The organism is Promicromonospora xylanilytica (genome assembly GCF_054782895.1).
On record NZ_BAAGRP010000075.1, the window covers coordinates 380,867 to 397,821 of the forward strand.

General features: G+C 71.5%; 13 protein-coding genes, 3 tRNA genes and 1 riboswitch. Of the genes, 5 read left to right on the forward strand and 11 right to left on the reverse strand.

The window, feature by feature from the left end:
- Positions 1–16: 16 nt before the first annotated feature.
- Positions 17–2,002, reverse strand: a complete 1,986-nt coding sequence (locus tag ACYVK7_RS25880) for a serine/threonine-protein kinase (protein ID WP_460890591.1) — start codon at positions 2,000–2,002, stop codon at positions 17–19.
- Positions 2,003–2,187: 185 nt separating this feature from the next.
- On the opposite strand from ACYVK7_RS25880, the gene ACYVK7_RS25885 reads away from it, so the two are divergent.
- Both ACYVK7_RS25885 and ACYVK7_RS25890 read left to right on the forward strand, forming a co-directional pair.
- Entirely contained in the window at positions 2,188–3,261 is a 1,074-nt protein-coding gene (locus ACYVK7_RS25885; protein ID WP_460890592.1) for an adenosine deaminase, read from the forward strand.
- Positions 3,262–3,401: 140 nt separating this feature from the next.
- Complete coding sequence (locus tag ACYVK7_RS25890) at positions 3,402–4,445, forward strand: L,D-transpeptidase family protein (protein WP_460890593.1); 1,044 nt, start codon at positions 3,402–3,404, stop codon at positions 4,443–4,445.
- Positions 4,446–4,468: 23 nt separating this feature from the next.
- Here the strand turns inward: ACYVK7_RS25890 and ACYVK7_RS25895 are convergent, their stop codons facing one another.
- Positions 4,469–5,683: a UDP-N-acetylmuramate dehydrogenase gene (locus tag ACYVK7_RS25895; protein ID WP_460890594.1), complete on the reverse strand. Its 1,215-nt coding sequence runs from the start codon at positions 5,681–5,683 to the stop codon at positions 4,469–4,471.
- Positions 5,684–5,841: 158 nt separating this feature from the next.
- Entirely contained in the window at positions 5,842–7,086 is a 1,245-nt protein-coding gene (locus tag ACYVK7_RS25900) for an MFS transporter (RefSeq protein ID WP_460890595.1), read from the reverse strand.
- Between the two features lie 106 nt (positions 7,087–7,192).
- Between ACYVK7_RS25900 and ACYVK7_RS25905 the strand changes: the two genes are divergently transcribed.
- Positions 7,193–8,314, forward strand: coding sequence for a LacI family DNA-binding transcriptional regulator (locus ACYVK7_RS25905; RefSeq protein ID WP_460890596.1), 1,122 nt, complete (start codon positions 7,193–7,195; stop codon positions 8,312–8,314).
- An 84-nt stretch (positions 8,315–8,398) separates the two neighbouring features.
- Here the strand turns inward: ACYVK7_RS25905 and thiC are convergent, their stop codons facing one another.
- Complete coding sequence (gene thiC, locus ACYVK7_RS25910; RefSeq protein WP_460890597.1) at positions 8,399–10,174, reverse strand: phosphomethylpyrimidine synthase ThiC; 1,776 nt, start codon at positions 10,172–10,174, stop codon at positions 8,399–8,401.
- A riboswitch (TPP riboswitch) is annotated at positions 10,169–10,274 on the reverse strand. It overlaps the preceding gene by 6 nt.
- Positions 10,275–10,403: 129 nt before the next feature.
- On the opposite strand from thiC, the gene ACYVK7_RS25915 reads away from it, so the two are divergent.
- Positions 10,404–11,750 carry a C39 family peptidase gene (locus ACYVK7_RS25915; protein ID WP_460890598.1) on the forward strand — a complete coding sequence of 449 codons (1,347 nt, stop codon included), beginning with the start codon at positions 10,404–10,406 and terminating at the stop codon, positions 11,748–11,750.
- Between the two features lie 105 nt (positions 11,751–11,855).
- Here ACYVK7_RS25915 and ACYVK7_RS25920 read toward each other — a convergent pair whose 3' ends face one another.
- The 7 genes from ACYVK7_RS25920 to ACYVK7_RS25950 form a co-directional block, all read right to left on the reverse strand.
- A complete protein-coding gene (locus ACYVK7_RS25920) occupies positions 11,856–14,153 on the reverse strand; it encodes an N-acetylmuramoyl-L-alanine amidase (RefSeq protein WP_460890599.1) in 2,298 nt (765 codons plus the stop codon).
- Between the two features lie 116 nt (positions 14,154–14,269).
- Positions 14,270–14,692, reverse strand: a complete 423-nt coding sequence (locus ACYVK7_RS25925) for a MaoC/PaaZ C-terminal domain-containing protein (protein WP_460890600.1) — start codon at positions 14,690–14,692, stop codon at positions 14,270–14,272.
- Entirely contained in the window at positions 14,689–15,174 is a 486-nt protein-coding gene (locus ACYVK7_RS25930) for an FAS1-like dehydratase domain-containing protein (protein WP_460890601.1), read from the reverse strand. Before ACYVK7_RS25930 ends, ACYVK7_RS25925 begins: the two co-directional genes overlap by 4 nt.
- Positions 15,175–15,199: 25 nt before the next feature.
- Positions 15,200–15,370, reverse strand: coding sequence for a 50S ribosomal protein L33 (rpmG, locus tag ACYVK7_RS25935; protein ID WP_013837798.1), 171 nt, complete (start codon positions 15,368–15,370; stop codon positions 15,200–15,202).
- Positions 15,371–15,454: 84 nt separating this feature from the next.
- A tRNA-Met gene (locus ACYVK7_RS25940) sits at positions 15,455–15,531 on the reverse strand.
- An 86-nt stretch (positions 15,532–15,617) separates the two neighbouring features.
- Positions 15,618–15,690: transfer RNA gene (locus tag ACYVK7_RS25945), tRNA-Thr, on the reverse strand.
- Positions 15,691–15,847: 157 nt separating this feature from the next.
- Positions 15,848–15,929, reverse strand: a tRNA-Tyr gene (locus tag ACYVK7_RS25950).
- 126 nt (positions 15,930–16,055) lie between these two features.
- Between ACYVK7_RS25950 and rarD the strand changes: the two genes are divergently transcribed.
- Positions 16,056–16,952 (forward strand): EamA family transporter RarD, encoded by an 897-nt coding sequence (gene rarD / locus ACYVK7_RS25955; RefSeq protein ID WP_460890602.1) that lies wholly within the window; start codon positions 16,056–16,058, stop codon positions 16,950–16,952.
- Positions 16,953–16,955: the final 3 nt, after the last annotated feature.

A 16,955-nucleotide genomic window follows, 5' to 3' on the forward strand; every position in this document is an offset into this window, starting at 1 on the left:
CCGGCCGCCGGTCGCCCTACCGCCCGTCGATGGGGTCGGCGCCGGTGTCGCCGCCGGCCTCGCCACCCCCGCCGGTGCTGCCGCCGGTCGGCTCGGTCGTCGGCTCGACGGCCGGGGTGCTCGGCTCGGTCGTCGGTTCCTGCGTCGGGGTCGGCTCCTGGGTGGGGGTCGGCTCCTGCGTGGGGGTCGGCTCCTGCGTCGGCGTCGGCTCCTGCGTCGGCGTCGGCTCCTGCGTCGGCTCGTCCGTCGGCTCCTGGGTCACCGTCACCGTCGGGGTCGGTGTCGGGTCGGGGGCCGGCGGCGGCACGTACACGTCGTCCTCGGTCTCGGTCGGCGTGGGCGACGACGTGGGCTCACGCGACGGCCGCTCCGGCTCCGGGCTGACGGTCGGCGTGACCACCTGTGCGCCCTGGTCGTCGAGGATGTTCGCGATCAGCAGCCCCGCGCCACCGAACACGAGGAGCGCGAACACGATGATCGTGGCCACGCGTCCGCCACCGGTCGTGAAGGCGTGCCACCACTTTCGTTCCTCCTCCGGCGGCGCCACGGGAGTCGGTCCGACGGGAGGGGGCCCAGCGGGCGGCGGTCCGACGGGTGCCGTGGGCACACCGGCCATCGGTTCGGTCGCGGCAGCATCCTCGGCGCCGGCCGCCGCGGCGATCCCGGCCCCCGCCGCCGCGGCACCCACCGCACCGACCATCATGGTGCGGTCGGCGCCCTCGCTGACCTGGCCCAGCTTCATCGTGCCCGAGCCGGCTGCCCCGGCGACCGGGTCGATCACCTCGGTGCCGCCGGCGCCCACGCCGAGCTGCATGGTCTCGCCGCTGGTGCCCAGGCGGCCGGCCGGGCCACCGAGCAGGATCGTGACCGTCCCCCGCATCGCCTCGGCGGTCGGGAACCGCCGGTTCGGGTCCTTGGCCATCGCCCGGGAGACGAGCCGGTCCACCGACGCGGGGACCGCCGCACGGCGCGCGGAGGCCGCGGGAACGGGGGCGTTCACGTGCGCACGCAGCACGTCCTCCGCCTGCGCGCGCTCGTACGGCGCGTGCCCGGTCAGCGTGTAGTACGTGAGCGCGCCGGCGGCGTAGATGTCGCTGCGGGCGTCGAGGGGCTTGCCGCGCGCCTGCTCCGGCGACATGCCGATGACCGACCCGGCCACCGTCGCGCCGTCGCCGTCGCCGCCTGCCGGCCGCGTGAGACCCAGGTCCAGCAGCCCGACGACGAACGTACCGTCGGCCTGCTTGTCGACCATCACGTTGCGGGGCGCGACGTCCCGGTGCACCAGACCGGCCGCGTGCACGGCGCCGAGCGCCTCCAGGAGGCCGTCGAGGATCGCGAGCGCATCGCGCCAGGGCAGGCCGTTGTCTCCCGCGAAGTCGGAGAGGGACACACCCGGCATCCGGTTCATGACCGTCCAGGGGACGTTCGCGCCCGCGACGTCCTCCTCGCCGGAGTCCAGGACCTTCACGACGCCGGGGTGGTCCACCAGCGCCGACGCGTCGACCTCGCGCCGCAGGGAGTCGCGCGCGTTCTGGTCGTCGACCAGGTGCGGGTGGAGCACCTTCACGACGAGCGGCTGGTCGAGGTCGACCTCCGGCTCCTCGGGCGCCGCCGCCGCGTCGGTCTCGGCCGTCGCCTCCGGGTCGGCCGCGTCAGGGTCTGTCGCGTCAGGGTCTGTCGCGCCGGAGTCCGTGGCGTCGGAGTCCGCGGCGGCACCGTCAGCCGTGCCGGTGCCGTCACCCGCCGGGTCGTCGTCGGCGCCCGCGTCGGCGTCGCTCGCGTCGGACTCGTCCGCCCCGTCGGTGCTCGCGTCGGCGTCGTCCGGCTCGCCGGCCTCGCTCACCGCGGGCTCCGGCTCGGCCGGGACCGCTACCCGCTGCGCCTCGTAGACGGTGAACGTTGCCCCAGTGCCCAGGACGTCGACCAGCTCGTACTTACCGCCGAGGACGACGTGGACGGGAAGGTCCGCGGCGTTGTCCTCGTCCGTGGTCTCTGCGTTCACTGGTTCACCGGTGTTCGTGGTTGCAGTTCGAGCAAATCAGTCATTTCGGCTATCTGGGGCATGTTCTTTTCAGGATACTGAGCGCAGCGCGAGCGCACCAAAGATGGAGCGATGGGATGTGTGAGTAGTGCGGAGTATCACGACCCGCGGCTGCCGGAGGACCACCGCTTTGCCAGACTACGCAGATGCGCGACCTCGCACTCCTGCCCAAGGCGCACCTCCACCTCCACTTCACCGGATCCATGCGGGTACCGACCCTCGTCGACATGGCCGCCGCGCACGGCGTGCGGCTGCCGGAGGCCCTCATCGACAACGACCCCCTGCGCCTACCCGCCACCGAGCGTGGCTGGTTCCGCTTCCAGCGCCTGTACGACGCCGCCCGGGCGTGCGTGCGCTCGGAGGCGGACATGCGCCGGCTGGTCGACGAGGCAGCGGCCGACGACGCCGCGGAGGGATCGGGACGGCTCGAGATCCAGGTCGACCCGACCTCCTACGCACCGTTCGTCGGCGGCATCACCCCGGCCGTGGAGATCGTCATCGACGCGGCCAAGGCCGCGAGCGCGGCGCACGGGATCGAGGTGGGCGTGATCATCGCGGCGTCGCGCATGAAGCATCCGCTCGACGCGCGCACGCTCGCCCGGCTCGCCGCGCGGTACGCGGGCGACGGCGTCGGCGAGGTGGTGGGCTTCGGGCTGTCGAACGACGAGCGCCGTGGCGACACGTCCCAGTTCGGCCACGCGTTCGACATCGCGCGGCGGGCCGGCCTGGCCGCGGTGCCGCACGGCGGCGAGCTGCTCGGTCCCGACCACATCAGCGAGGTCATGCGCGAGCTGGTCCCCGACCGGATCGGGCACGGCGTGCGGGCAGCCGAGGACGAGCGGGTGCTCGCCGGCATCGTGGAGCGGGGTGTCGCGCTCGAGGTGAACCCCGGCTCGAACATCGGCCTGGGCGTCTACAGCGAGGCGAGCGAGGTACCGCTGCGTACCCTGGTGAACGCGGGCGCCCTGGTCGCGCTCGGCGCCGACGACCCCCTGCTGTTCGGGTCGCGGCTGGTCGACCAGTACGAGATCGCGCGGAGCGCGCACGGCTTCACCGACCAGGAGGTCGCCGGGCTGGCGTCGTCGTCGATCCGGGCGAGCCGGGCGTCGTCGGGTACCAAGGCACGTCTCCTGGCCGGTGTGGACGCGTGGCTGGCCGGCCCCGATCCCGCGGATCCGGTGGATCAGCTCCCGACGGGCGGCACCGTCACGATTGGGTGACGATCGCCCGACCCAACCAACCTGGGTACCCGCGCGTCGGTTAGAGATACAGGACACTCACGAGGGGACGACGTCGTCTCGTGTGCGCGGTGCCGCATCACCCCAGAAGGTGCGGCCGAGGAGGAGTCAGGATGCGGGCAATGCACAGCAGGACGACCCACGGTGTGGGCAGGCTCGCCGGCAAGAGGATCATGGGGGCGCTGGGCGCGGTCGCGCTGACGGCGGGCCTGCTGTCCGCGTGCGGTGGCGAGCAGGAGCCCCAGGAGAACGCGGCGGCCAGCAGCACGCCGGCGCCGAGCTCGCCCGCACCGGAGGAGAGCTCCCCCGGTGCGGAGCCCAGCGGTCCGGCGTCCGAGAACCCGGACGACGGCACGCCGACGGACGAGGGCAGCGCCGACGGCGAGGACGACGGCACGGCGGCGCCCGGCGAGCCGGACGACGAGGCCGGTGACGGCGGCAGGAACGACGACGGCAAGAACGACGACCGGCCGTCGGACGAGGGCGACGGGGGCGACGACGCGGGCGAGAAGCCCGACGGCAAGGACGAGGCCAAGGACCCTGAGGACGAGAAGCCCGAGGAGCCGGACCACATCGAGTACGGCGAGGTGAGCAACCGCGTGGGCGACCTGCAGCAGCGGCTGCAGGACCTCGGCTACTTCATCACCTCGGTCGACGACTCCTACGGCGGCGAGACGCAGCAGGCGGTCTTCGCGCTGCAGAAGGCCGGTGGCCTGTACCGCGACGGCGTGGTCGGGGACGCCACGCGGAAGGCGGCGGACGACGGCCTGGTGCCCCAGCCGCAGACGTCGTCGGGCAAGGTGCTCGAGATCGACGTCGACCGGCAGCTCGTGCTGGCGGTCGAGGACGGCACCGTCGTGAAAGTCATCAACGCGTCGTCCGGCAACGGGGAGACGTACGACGCGAAGGGCGCCACCTACACGGCGTACACGCCGCGGGGGTCGTTCGCGGTGTACCGCGAGGTGAACGGGATGCACTCGTCGTCGCTCGAGCTGGGCGACATGTGGCGGCCCAAGTTCTTCACGGGCGGCATCGCGGTGCACGGGTCGTCGTCGGTCCCCGCGTTCCCGGCGTCGCACGGGTGCGTGCGCGTGTCGAACAGCGCGATGGACTGGATCTGGGACACGTGGGGCGCGCCGTCGGGCACGCCGGTCGTCGTCTACTAGGGCTGCCCGCCAGGGGGCGCCGGTCAGAGGGAGACGCCCACCAGGACGGTCTCCGGGACGAGCGTTACCCCGAAGCGGTCACGGACCCCGTCGCGCACGGCGCGGGCCAGGGCGATGACGTCCTCGGCCCGCGCACCCCCGCGGTTGGTCATCGCGAGCGTGTGCTTGGTCGACAGCCGTGCCGGGCTGCGCTCGCCCGCGAGCCCGAACCCCTTGCCGAAGCCCGCGTGCTCGATGAGCCAGGCGGCGCTGGTCTTGACGAGCGCCGGGTCGATGGCGCCGAGGCTCGGGCCGGTGCTCGTCTCGGGCGTCGAGGAGCGAACCGGGTAGCGGGGAGCGTCCTCCGGCAGGTGCGCCAGGTGCTCGACAGGGATCACGGGATTGGTGAAGAACGAGCCCGAGTTCCAGCGGTCGTGGTCCGGTGCGGCGTCGAGAGCCGGCTGGTCGAGCAGCATCCCTTTGCCGCCGCGCAGCCCCAGCACCGTCTCGCGGACCTCCTTCATCGGGGCGCGGTGGCCCACCTCGACGCCGAGACGCCGCGCCAGCTCCCCGTAGCCGACGGGCGCGGAGAGCGTGCCGAGCCGGAACTGGAACTGGACGTTCAGCACCACGTAGCGCGGCGACGGGTACCAGGGGGCCAGCGGGTCGCCGCCGTCATCCCACGAAGTGCCCTCGCGCCCCTCGCTGTGCATCGAGCGCTTGAGGAGCGACGTGCGGTACCCGAAGTCGAGCTGGCCGACGGAGAACGTACGCACCCGTCGCTCGGCCCGGTCCCAGGTGCGTACGAGCGAGACCACGCCGGAGAGCTCCTGGCCGTACGCGCCGATGTTCTGCACCGGGGCCGCTCCGACCGTGCCGGGGATGCCGGACAGCGACTCGATGCCGACCCAGCCGTCGGAGACGGCACGCTCCACGAGCTCGTCCCAGTTCTGCCCGGCCGGCGCGCTCACCACGGCGCCGCCGCAGGAGTCGTCCGACTCGACGGTGATGCCGGTGCGGCTGTCCCGTACGACGACACCGTCGAAACCCTCGTCAGCCACGAGCAGGTTGGAGCCGCCACCCACGACCAGCAGCGGCACACCGTCGTCGTCCGCGGTGCTCACCGCCTCGATCAGTGCAGCCTCTTCCTCTGCCTCCACGAACGAGGCTGCCGGGCCACCCACGCGGAGTGTGGTGAGGTCGGCGAGGCTGGGGGCCACCGCTTGCGCCTGGACGGTGTCTGCCGGGTATGGGCTCACCGTGCAAGCCTATCTACCTGACGCGTTGGATTTGTGCACATCTTCGACATGCCGTGGGTGATGTCTGCCAATTCTGGAACCTTTTGGTGCCCACGGACGTGTGCATTGCTCGCCCTCACGGCCCAGTCGCTGGGCACCGTGCATCTCGCCGCCCTGCACTACCTCTTCACACCGGCAGCCGTCGGCAACGGACGCACCGAACGCGCCACCAGCAGGCCCAGCACCATCGGGACCAGCAGCACGAGCACCGCGAGGCGGTAGCCCGTCGAGTGGGCGACGAACCCGATCAGCGGCGGGCCCACGAAGAACGCCGTGTACGCGATGGTCGAGACCGCGGCCACCCGCATCGCGGCGCGGCGCGGCTCGTCCGACGCGGCGCTCATGCCCATCGGGAACCCCATCGCCGCGCCGAGGCCCCACAGGCCTACCCCGACCAGGGCCACCCACAGCACGGGGACCAGCGAGAACGTGAGCACGCCGACGAACGCCAGCAGGGCGGACAGCACCAGCACCGGCACCCGCCCGAACCGGTCGATGGCGCGCGTGCCGGCGAGCCGCGCCGTCGTCATGGCGGTGAGGAAGACGGCCAGGCCAACCGCCCCCATACCGTCGGACGTGCCGAAGCCGTCCACGACCGCGAGGCTGACCCAGTCGTTGGCCACTCCCTCGGTGAGCGCCGCGGCGAGCACGACCAGCCCGATCGCGAGGGTGCGCGGCTCGCGCCAGGCGGCGAGCAGCCCCCGGACGCCCGACGTCGGCGGCGTCACCTCTCCCGGGTCGGCGCCGTCCGCGCTGCCGGCGTCACCGACGGGCACGCCGTGCGGCACCGCGGCGGAGACCACGCTCGGCGAGAAGTAGCGGACGGAGACCAGCACCGACACGAGGGCGACCAGCCCGGCCGTCACGATGTGCCAGACGACCGGCACGCCCACCGTGGCCACCAGGGCACCGATACCCGCGCCGAGCACCGTGCCGAACGAGAACCCGGCGTGGAACACCGGCATGACCGCACGGCCGAGACGCTGCTCCACGGCGGCGCCCTCGAGGTTCATCGCGGCGTCCCAGACCCCGGCGCCCACGCCGAAGAGGATCAGGCCGAGGCGCACCGCGAGGTGCGCGTCCGTCACCACGCCGTACCCGGCGACGGCCAGCCCCACGACCAGGACCCCCGCGAAGGTGACTACTGTCCGAGAGGTCCCGAAACGCTCCGCGACCAGGCCGGAGAGCGGGATCGCTGCGACCGAGCCGATGGACCCGGTCAGGAGCAGGAGGCCCATCTCCTGCTCGGAGAAGGACAAGCCGTCGCGCACCGCCGGAAGGCGCGACGCCCAGCTCGCGAACGCGAACCCACTGGCAGCAAAGACGACGAAGACCGCACGAGCGGCGGCGTGTGCAGTAGGCACTGGACTCCTTGGTGCGATTGAATCTCCCGACCGTAGGCCACAACCTGGGATCAGCCCAGCAGATTCCTCCCTGCACCGCCCGTGCCCGATCGAGAGAAGGACCGCGATGAGCCGCCAGACCGTACGACCGACCCTCGCGAAGGTCGCCGAGCTGGCAGGTGTCTCCGTCTCCACCGCATCGCTCGCGTTCTCCGGCGCGGGGCCCATCACGCCGGAGACGCGGGAGAAGGTGCTGGCCGCCGCCCGTGAGCTCGAGTACTCCGGCCCGAACCCCCTGGGCCGGCAGCTCAGGTCGGGTCGTTCAGGGATCGTCGGCGTCGTGATCGGCGACCAGCTGGGCCGGTCGTTCAGGGACCCTGTCTCCACCCAGGTGCTGCACGGCCTGGTCTCGGCGATCGGCGAGCAGGGCCTCGGCGTGCTGCTCGTCCCCGGGATGCCGCAGGGCGCCACGGCACAGTCCGTCGGGCTCGCTGCCGAGGCCGGGCTGCCGCCCGCCGTCGACCCGCTCGTCGAGGCCGCCGCCATGGACGTGGCCGTGCTCGTCTGGGGGACCCTCAAGGACGACCCCAACCTCGCCGCCCTGCAGCGGCGGGGCGTCCCGGTCGTGATCGGCGAGGGCCAGCACGTGCCCGGCGTGCCCGTCGTCGGCGTCGACGACCGGCAGGGTTCCGCCGAGGCGGTGCGGCACCTGGTCGAGCTGGGGCACACGCGCATCGCGGAGATCGCGCTGCCGTTCGGCAGGGACGAGCGGTCGGGGCTCGTCGACGCCGACCGGCTCGCCATCGTGGAGCGCACGCCCACCCGTAACCGCCTGGCCGGAGTGCGGGACGTCATCGAGCCGGTCATGTCGTGGGAGACGCCCGCCTCGCTCGTGGAACACGGACGCGACGCCGCCACCGAGATCCTGTCCGAGTGGGCGCCCGCCCGGGACCGCCCGACGGCGATCGTCGCCCACTCCGACCTGCTCGCCGCCGGCGCGGTGATCGCCGCTCGCGAGCTGGGCCTGCGCGTGCCCGAGGACGTGTCGGTCGCAGGGTTCGACGGGCTCGACCTGCCGTGGCTCTCTCCCGACCTGCTCACCAGCGTGCACCAGCCGCTCGTCGAGAAGGGTCGTGCGCTCGGCCTGGCCGTCATCGCGCTGCTCGCCGGTGAGGAGCCGGAGTCGGTGGTGCTCCCGGTCAGCCTGGTCGAGGGGACGACGACAGGCCCGGTCCCCCACTTGACCTGACCCGCCCCGCCCAACCCGTTGAGTGCTGGATCTTCGCCCCATCCGGGCGGTGGACGGGGCGAAGATCCAGCACTCAACGGAGGGTCAGGGGCGGAGGGTGGGGGTCGGGAGGTAGATGTCGCCGCCCGACTCGCGGAACTCCGCCGACTTCTGGGCCATGCCGTCCGCTACCGCCGCGTCCGCGAGCGCCGCCTGGGCCTGCACGCCGCCGAACTCGTCCCGGATGTCCTGCGAGATGCGCATCGAGCAGAACTTGGGCCCGCACATCGAGCAGAAGTGCGCGGTCTTCGCTGCCTCGGCCGGCAGGGTCTCGTCGTGGTACGCCTCGGCGAGCTCCGGGTCGAGCGAGAGATTGAACTGGTCGCGCCAGCGGAACTCGAAGCGGGCCTTGGACAGGGCGTCGTCCCGGTCGCGCGCGCCCTGGTGCCCTTTGGCGACGTCGGCGGCGTGCGCGGCGATCTTGTAGGTGACGACGCCGGTGCGCACGTCGTCGCGGTCCGGCAGGCCGAGGTGCTCCTTGGGCGTGACGTAGCAGAGCATCGCCGTGCCGTACCGGGCGATCTCGGTCGCGCCGATGGCGGAGGTGATGTGGTCGTAGCCGGGCGCGATGTCGGTCACGAGCGGGCCGAGCGTGTAGAAGGGGGCGCCTTCGCAGAGCTCCTGCTGTCGTTCCACGTTCTCGCGGACGAGGTGGAACGGGACGTGCCCCGGACCTTCGACCATGACCTGGACGTCGTGCTCCCAGGCTCGCTTGGTCAGCTCGGCGAGCGTGTCGAGCTCGGCGAACTGGGCCTCGTCGTTCGCGTCGGCGAGCGAGCCGGGCCGCAGCCCGTCGCCCAGGGAGAACGCGACGTCGTAGGCCGCGAAGATCTCGCAGAGCTCGTCGAAGTGGGTGTAGAGGAAGTTCTCCTGGTGGTGGGCGAGGCACCAGCCCGCGAGGATCGACCCGCCGCGGCTCACGATCCCCGTCACGCGGTCGGCCGTGAGCGGCACGTACCGCAGCAGCACGCCGGCGTGCACGGTCATGTAGTCGACGCCCTGCTCGCACTGTTCGATCACCGTGTCGCGGTAGACCTCCCAGGTGAGCGCGCTCGCGTCGCCGTTGACCTTCTCCAGCGCCTGGTAGATGGGCACGGTGCCGATGGGGACGGGCGAGTTGCGCAGCAGCCACTCGCGGGTGGTGTGGATGTCGTCGCCGGTGGACAGGTCCATGACGGTGTCGGCGCCCCACTTGGTGGCCCACTCGAGCTTTTCCACCTCCTCGGCGATCGAGCTGTGGACGGCCGAGTTGCCGATGTTCGCGTTGACCTTCACCAGGAACGCCTTGCCGATGATCATCGGCTCGGACTCCGGGTGGTTCACGTTGTTCGGGATGATCGCCCGGCCGGCGGCTACCTCGCTGCGCACCAGCTCGACGTCGCAGCCCTCGCGTACCGCGACGAACCGCATCTCCGGGGTGATCACGCCCTGGCGTGCGTAGTGCATCTGGGTGACGGTCCGCCCGGGGAGCGCGCGGCGCGGCCTGCGCCGTTCGCCCTGCCATTCCTGCGAGGCTGCGCCCCGGCGCACGGCGCCCCTGCCGTCGTCCGTCAGCGCCCGACGGCGGCCGTCGTACTCCTGCGTGTCTCCTCGCGCCACGACCCAGGGTTCTCGGGCCGGAGCGAGACCGCGCACCGGGTCGGAACCGGGCCCCTGGGTGCGGTAGACCCGCACCGGTTCGTTCGGGGTGCCGTCGGGCGAGGGGGCCAGTGCGATCTCGGTGACCGGCACACGCAGGCCGTCCTCTTCGTGCGGTGTGCTGTGCCCGCCGTCGTGCTCGTGCTCGTACGCGAGCGTGCGGGACTGGGTGTTCTCCATCATGAGACTCCTGCTTCCTACGCCGGTGTTAACCGGACAGGTTCAACGGTCCCGGGCCGTCCAGCCCGATCTCAGCCCCTGCGCGAGGCACCCGTGGGATCGCGATGACGTTAGCACCATGACGGCTGTCAGATCACCTGGGGGCAGAACCCTTCTGTCCCGGCCTCGGGTCTGGTAAAGAAGGTCAACGGCCCACTCCATCCCGTTGTGGGCCCGGGACATGGAGGCAGGCATGTCGATCCGAGAGAAGCTGCGGACGAGGGCGTTCGCGCTGGCAGCGACGGGAGCGCTCGTGGTGCAGGCAGGAATCGTGGCGAGTGCGGTGCCGGCGACGGGCGCGCCCGAGGCAGGCACGACGGCGTCGGACAACCAGATCACGCTGACCACCTGGGACGGGTACCACGAGCTGCGCGCGGGCGAGTCGGAGAACCTGCGGCCGGGCGCCAGGGGCGGGCTCGTGCTGCGGGGCGCCGGTGACACCGTCGAGTACACCGATCCGTTCGGCGACGGCACGCCGGTCAGCTACGAGACGGGCCGGTGGACCTCGCCGGTCGTCGAGACCGGGTACCCGGTCGACGAGTCGGTCAGCTCGTGGAACGCCGTCACGCCGACGGGCACCTGGGTGGAGATCGAGTTCCGCGGGCGCAAGGCCGACGGGACGTGGACCAAGTGGTTCGTGATGAGCCGCTGGGCGTCCGGCGACGAGTTCGCGCCCGCCGACGGCGAGGTCGGCGACATCCACCGCACCTCGGTGAACGGCCAGACCGACGACGACGCGTACCTCTTCACCGATACCTACGTGGCGAAGTCCGGCCACGAACCGGTCGCCTTCCAGACCCGGGCCACGCTGTACCGGCCGGAGGGCACGCGGGTCTCCCCGCGGCTGGACATGGTGACCACCATGACCAACGAGTACCTGCCCGACTCGCACTACCCGGGCACCACCGAGTTCACGCTCGGCCGCGCGGTCGAGCTCGACGTGCCGCGGTACAGCCAGAACATCCACCGCGGCGAGTACCCCGAGTTCGGGGGCGGCGGTCAGGTGTGGTGCTCGCCGACGTCGTCCACGATGGTGCTGTACTCCTACGGCCGGGAGGTCCCGCCGGAGGAGCTGGAGGGGATCGAGGCGCCGAACGGTGACCCGCAGGTCGACTACGCCGCCATGCACACGTGGGACTACGCGTACGAGGGCGCGGGCAACTGGCCGTTCAACGCCGCGTACGCGAGCACGTTCGGCCTGGACTCGTTCGTGACCCGGCTGCGCTCCCTCGCGGAGGCCGAGCGGTTCATCGAGGCCGGCATCCCGCTCATCCTCTCGATCAACTTCGAGGAGGAGGAGATGCCGGAGGCCGGCTACGGCACGAACGGGCACATCGTCACGCTGATCGGGTTCACCGCGGAGGGCGACCCGATCATCAACGACCCGAACAAGGCCAGCAACGAGGCGGTGCGCTCGGTGTACACGCGGGAGAACTTCGAGCGCGTGTGGCAGACGTCGACCGACGGCATCACGTACGTCTACCACCCGCACGACGTGAAGCTCCCCCGCAACGTCCCGGGGGTCACGCCCAACTGGTAGCCGCCCCTCGCCGAGGTAGTCGGTTGGCGAGGTAGTCATCCAGCGCCTGCTGGATGACTACCTCGCTGGATGACTACCTCGCCAACCGACTACCTCGCCAAATGACTACTTCGGCGAGATGGGCTTCGGTGGGGACGTGTACGTCGCCGGCGTGTGGCCCGGGGCCGACGCCGTGACCTCGACCGTGAGCTCGGCACCCCGGTCGTGGCCCGTCACCAGGTACCGGGGGCCGGTCGCCCGGTGCACCGGCTCGCCGTCGCGCAGCCACTGGTAGGTGACGGAGACGTCCTCCGGGAGGTACGTGCCGGCGTCGGCCGTCAGCACCTTCCCCGGCTTGGCCCGGCCCTCGATGGTCGGCCCGGTCACATCCGCGACCACCGGGTCGTGCAGCTCGACGTCGGCCGCCTTGACGAACACGTGCCGGTGGGCCAGCCACAGCTGGTAGTACACGTCGTCGCCCCGCACCACCGTGCGGTCGCCCGGCCCGGAACCGTCGAAGGTGGCGGCCCGGTAGTAGTCGGAGGGCACGTGGTCGTCGGCCACCGCGTAGGTCTGCTCCACGCCGACCCGGTACTCGATCGGCGTGACCTCCTGCACCGGTACGCCCGGGTGTTCCTCGTACGCGTCCACCTCCGGGTACGCGCGGCCGAACACCGGCGCCGGGGCGTCACCGGCGACGGTGACGGTCTTCGCCGTGGCGGGCACCACCACCGGCCGGTCGGCCGGGTTGTGCAGCCACGCCAGCGACCCGGCCCACCACACGCCCAGCCAGTCGCCCTCGACCCGGTCGACGACGAGCTTGTGCCCGGACTGCACGCGCGCGCTGATGTCGCTCGCGTAGGTGCTGCCGTCGGACCCGTCCGGCTTCCAGCCCGGGTCCTTCGCCAGCGGCGCGTCGTCCGACGGCGCCTGGTGCAGGTATCGGAAGTTGGTCCCCGCCCCCTCGACGCAGTCGCCCGAACCAGGAGACGCCGCCTCGCAGCCCGTCACCAGGTTCGGGTTCTCGGCATATCCGGTGCGCACCTCGACGACGTCACCCGGCTCGACGTTCGTCGTCGCCTCCAGGTCACCGCCGACCGGTGCGCCGAGCAGCTCGAAGTAGTGGTCCCAGTCCCAGTACGGACCCGGGTCCCAGTGCACGTTCTTGGTGTACCCGGGCAGGATGCCCGGAACCTGGTCGTGCCCGATGACGTGCGCCCGGTCCAGCGGGATGTCGTGCTCCGCCGCGAGGTGACGTACCAGCGCCGCCGACGCCTGGTACATCGCCTCCGTGTACCAGGCGCCCGTACCCGCCCAGCCCTCGTGCTCCAGGCCGATCGAGTGCATGTTCATGAACCAGTTGCCCGCGTGCCAGCCGACGTCGGCGGGGTCGAGGTGGTTCGCGACGTGTCCGTCCGAGGAGCGCAGGGTGTAGTTCCAGGCCAGGTAGGTCGGGTCCTGCACCAGGTTGACCGTGGGCTGGTAGGCCGTCTCCGTGTCGTGGATCAGGATGTAGTCGAGCGACGGGCCGCCCGCGCCGGTGCGGTCGGCCTGGTCGTGGTTGCCGTAGTCCCCCGTACCGTCCGGCAGGTCAGGGGACGCCTTCTCGTACGGGGCGGGCAGCCACTCGCAGCCCAGGTCCTCGGGGCAGTCCGCTTCCGGGTCGCTGCTGCCGGCCGTCCGCGGCACGACGACGTCCCGGTTGCCGGTGAGGACGACCGCTCCGTCCGCCGGGGTGGTGGTGCCGGCACCCTCACGAAGAGTTCGGTACACCTGTGTAGCGAAACTCTCGACGTCGCTCATCCGCGACACGGCGGTCTGCCAGGCGGCCAGGGTGTTCGACGTCGTGGCGGCCGGATCGGTGTCGGTCGTGGCGGCACCGGTAGCGGCGTCGTCGGTCGCGCCGTCCCGCACCGCCTGGGCCTGATAGGACGCGAGGAGCGCCGCACCGCCGCAGACATTTGCCTGCGCATCGGACTTCAGGGTGGCCTGGTCGAGACCGGTGAGCGCCGCCGCACGGGCGAGCTCCGGGGTGCCCTCGCGCGCGGGGCCCTGCTTGTCGGTGACCGCCGACAGGGGCAACCCCTCGCCGTGCGCGTGGCCGGGCCCCGCGCCGCCCGCGAGGTTGAACACCCCGTAGCCGCCGTCGGCGCTGACCTGGCCGGCGTGCTGGTCCCAGCGCGACTCCATGTACGACACCGCCTTGAGCAGGTCGGCCGGGACTCCGGTCGCCTCGGCGGCGGCGGTGAAGGCCTCGTCGAGCGAACCGGCGGCGAGAACCGGGGCGCAGGCGACGACGCCGTCGCCCCCTGTCGGGGCGGCATCGGCCGCTGTCGGGGCCGCATCGGCCGCCGAGAGGGGAATGAGTGGAAGGAGTACCCCGGCCGCTGTGGCCAAGGCTGTGATGCGCCGTCGTGACGTCACGCGGGGATCCTCTCGTCGAGTCCGTAAACCTGGACGAGAGAATCACACCCGATCGGGGCGCGCATGAGAAGGCCTGGAGGTGAAACAGCGCTGAGCCCGCCGGGCCCGACTCGGCGTCAGAGGCGGACGAGCACCTGGGTACGGCCGAGCACCTTGGCTCCGTCGACCGTGACGGCCAGGTCCACGCGGACCGTGCCCGCGGCGGCGTCGATCTGGCCGATCGTCCCTGTGACCTCGATCGACGCGGTGCCCGGGTTGGGCACCTCGACGGGCTTCGTGAACCGCGTCTGGTAGTCGACGACGGCGCCGGGGTCGCCCGCCCAGTCGACCGCGAGGCCGACGACGGTGCCCATGGTGAGCATGCCGTGCGCGATCACGCCGGGCAGACCCGCGCCCTCGGCGACCTTGTCGTTCCAGTGGATCGGGTTGAGGTCGCCGCTCGCACCCGCGTAACGGACGAGGGCCGCGCGGTCGAAGGTGACGGTGCGCGTGCCGATCACGTCGCCGACGGCGAGGGTGGCGATGTCGGGACGGCTCATGCGTCCTCACCTCGGATCGCGAGCGTGGACGTCACGGTGGCGACGGACTCGCCCAGGGCGTCGGCCTCGGGGGACGGCACCTCGACGCTCTCCGGCACCGCGTAGATCTCGCAGCGCGTGGTCACCATGCTGATGGCGCCGCGGATGACGACCCGGTCCACGTGGAGCACCGTCGTCAGCTCGTCGCCGGCGACGATCGGGCGGTGGTGCGTGAAGCGCTCGTCCGCGTGGACCACGCGCGAGAAGTCGATGTCCGCGGCCGGGTCGCTGATGTACTGCGACTCGGCGCGCTGCGCCACGACCACCGCGAACGTGGGCGGGGCGACCAGGTCCGGATAGCCAGAACCCCGCGCCGCCACGAGATCGTGGTGCGCGGGGTGCGTGGCACCGACGGCACTGGCGAACTCGCGGATCTTCTCGCGGCCTACGGAGTAGGGGGCGTTGGCCGGATAGACCCGGCCCTCGAAGTCAGCGTTCGCCACGTCGGTGTGAGCTTGCTACCGAGACTCAGCGAGTCTCGCGGTGCGACGTGTGCTTGCCACAGCGCGGGCAGAACTTCGCCAGCTCCAGGCGGTCAGGGTCGTTGCGCCGGTTCTTCTTGGTGATGTAGTTCCGCTCCTTGCAGTCCACGCATGCGAGCGTGATCTTCGGGCGGACATCCGCACTCTTGCTTGCCATGGCTCTCACCTCCGCGCCTCGAGAGGGAGGCGCCATGTGTCTTCTCGTCGTCCGGCAGTGGACGCCGAACGGATGTACTTGCTTTGGTAGCGAGGGCGGGGCTCGAACCCGCGACCTCACGATTATGAGTCGTGCGCTCTGACCAGCTGAGCTACCCCGCCGCGCGTGACTGAACGCGAGACCGTCCGCCGCTATTCTCTCACCAGCGAGCCGATGAGGAGGACGGACGACCCCGCGTCGATCACAGAGCCCCGAAAGGGAATCGAACCCTTGACCTTCTCCTTACCATGGAGACGCTCTGCCGACTGAGCTATCGGGGCGGCGAGGAAGACTCTACATGCCCTCCGGCCTGGCGTGAAATCGAATCGGGTGTGAGGTACGCCGCGCCGTCCAACCAGCACCCCGACAGGCCCGAACGAGCCCTTCGGGGAACGAGAACGGGGCGCCATCCGCTTGGATGACACCCCGTCCGTCACGTGGCTGGTGAGGGATTCGAACCCACGTAGGCTGAGCCGTCTGATTTACAGTCAGATCCCTTTGGCCGCTCGGGCAACCAGCCGTGAACGTGCCCAACCATAGCGCCCTCCGGGCCCTCGCGAGAAATCGAAATGACCGCCCGGCCCGGTGACGAGTCCCACAGGGCACTCCGGGGCTGGCGCAACCCCGTGAGACCTATCGTGACGCCGTGAGACAACACCACGATCGGTGGGGGCTCCCCCTCGGGATCAGCGCCTTCATGCTCTGGGGCGCGATGCCCCTGTTCTTCCCCTTGCTCGAGCCGGCGGGCGCCATCGAGATCGTCGCCCACCGGGTGGTGTGGAGCCTCGTGTTCTGTCTGGCCGCCCTCGCCGTCATGCGGCAGCTGGGCGCCTTTCGGGACGCCCTGCGCTCACCGCGCATCCTGGGCACGCTCGCCACCGCGACGGTCCTGATCGTCATCAACTGGGTGGTGTACGTGTACGCGGTGCTCACCGACCGGGTGCTCGACGCCGCCCTCGGCTACTTCATCAACCCCGTCATCACCGTGCTGCTCGGTGTGCTGATCCTGCGGGAACGGCTGCGGCCCGTGCAGTGGCTGGCCATCGCCTTCGGCGTCGCGTCGGTCGTCGTGCTGTCCACCGGGCTGGGCGGGCTGCCCTGGATCTCGCTGTGCCTCGCGCTCTCCTTCGGCATGTACGGGCTCGTGAAGAACCGGGTGGGCCGCACCGTCCCGGCGCTGCCCGGCCTGGCGGTCGAGACCTTGGTCGCCACGCCGTTCGCCATCGCCTACCTCGTCTGGCTCGGCGGCGCGGGCACGTTCACCGGGCACGGCGCCGGACACTCCCTCCTCCTGATGGCGTCGGGCGTCGTCACGGCGCTGCCGCTGCTGCTGTTCGGCGCCGCCGCGCGTCGCCTCCCGCTCTCCGTGGTCGGCATGCTCCAGTACCTCACCCCGGCCCTGCAGTTCCTGGTGGGGCTGCTGATCTTCGGCGAGCACATGCCGCCCGCGCGCTGGGTGGGGTTCATCCTGATCTGGGTGGCGCTCGTGCTGCTCACCACCGACGGCATCCACCAGTCCAGAAGGGCGCCCCGGATCCGCTAGGAC

Bases quoted from the DNA above. Each gene is read 5' to 3' on its own strand.
- ACYVK7_RS25885 (WP_460890592.1), top strand. From the start codon at position 2,188: ATGCGCGACCTCGCACTCCTGCCCAAGGCGCACCTCCACCTCCACTTC.
- thiC (WP_460890597.1), bottom strand. From the start codon at position 10,174: ATGATGGAGAACACCCAGTCCCGCACGCTCGCGTACGAGCACGAGCAC.
- rpmG (WP_013837798.1), bottom strand. From the start codon at position 15,370: ATGGCAAGCAAGAGTGCGGATGTCCGCCCGAAGATCACGCTCGCATGC.
- ACYVK7_RS25905 (WP_460890596.1), top strand. From the start codon at position 7,193: ATGAGCCGCCAGACCGTACGACCGACCCTCGCGAAGGTCGCCGAGCTG.
- ACYVK7_RS25915 (WP_460890598.1), top strand. From the start codon at position 10,404: ATGTCGATCCGAGAGAAGCTGCGGACGAGGGCGTTCGCGCTGGCAGCG.
- ACYVK7_RS25925 (WP_460890600.1), bottom strand. From the start codon at position 14,692: ATGAGCCGTCCCGACATCGCCACCCTCGCCGTCGGCGACGTGATCGGC.
- ACYVK7_RS25890 (WP_460890593.1), top strand. From the start codon at position 3,402: ATGCACAGCAGGACGACCCACGGTGTGGGCAGGCTCGCCGGCAAGAGG.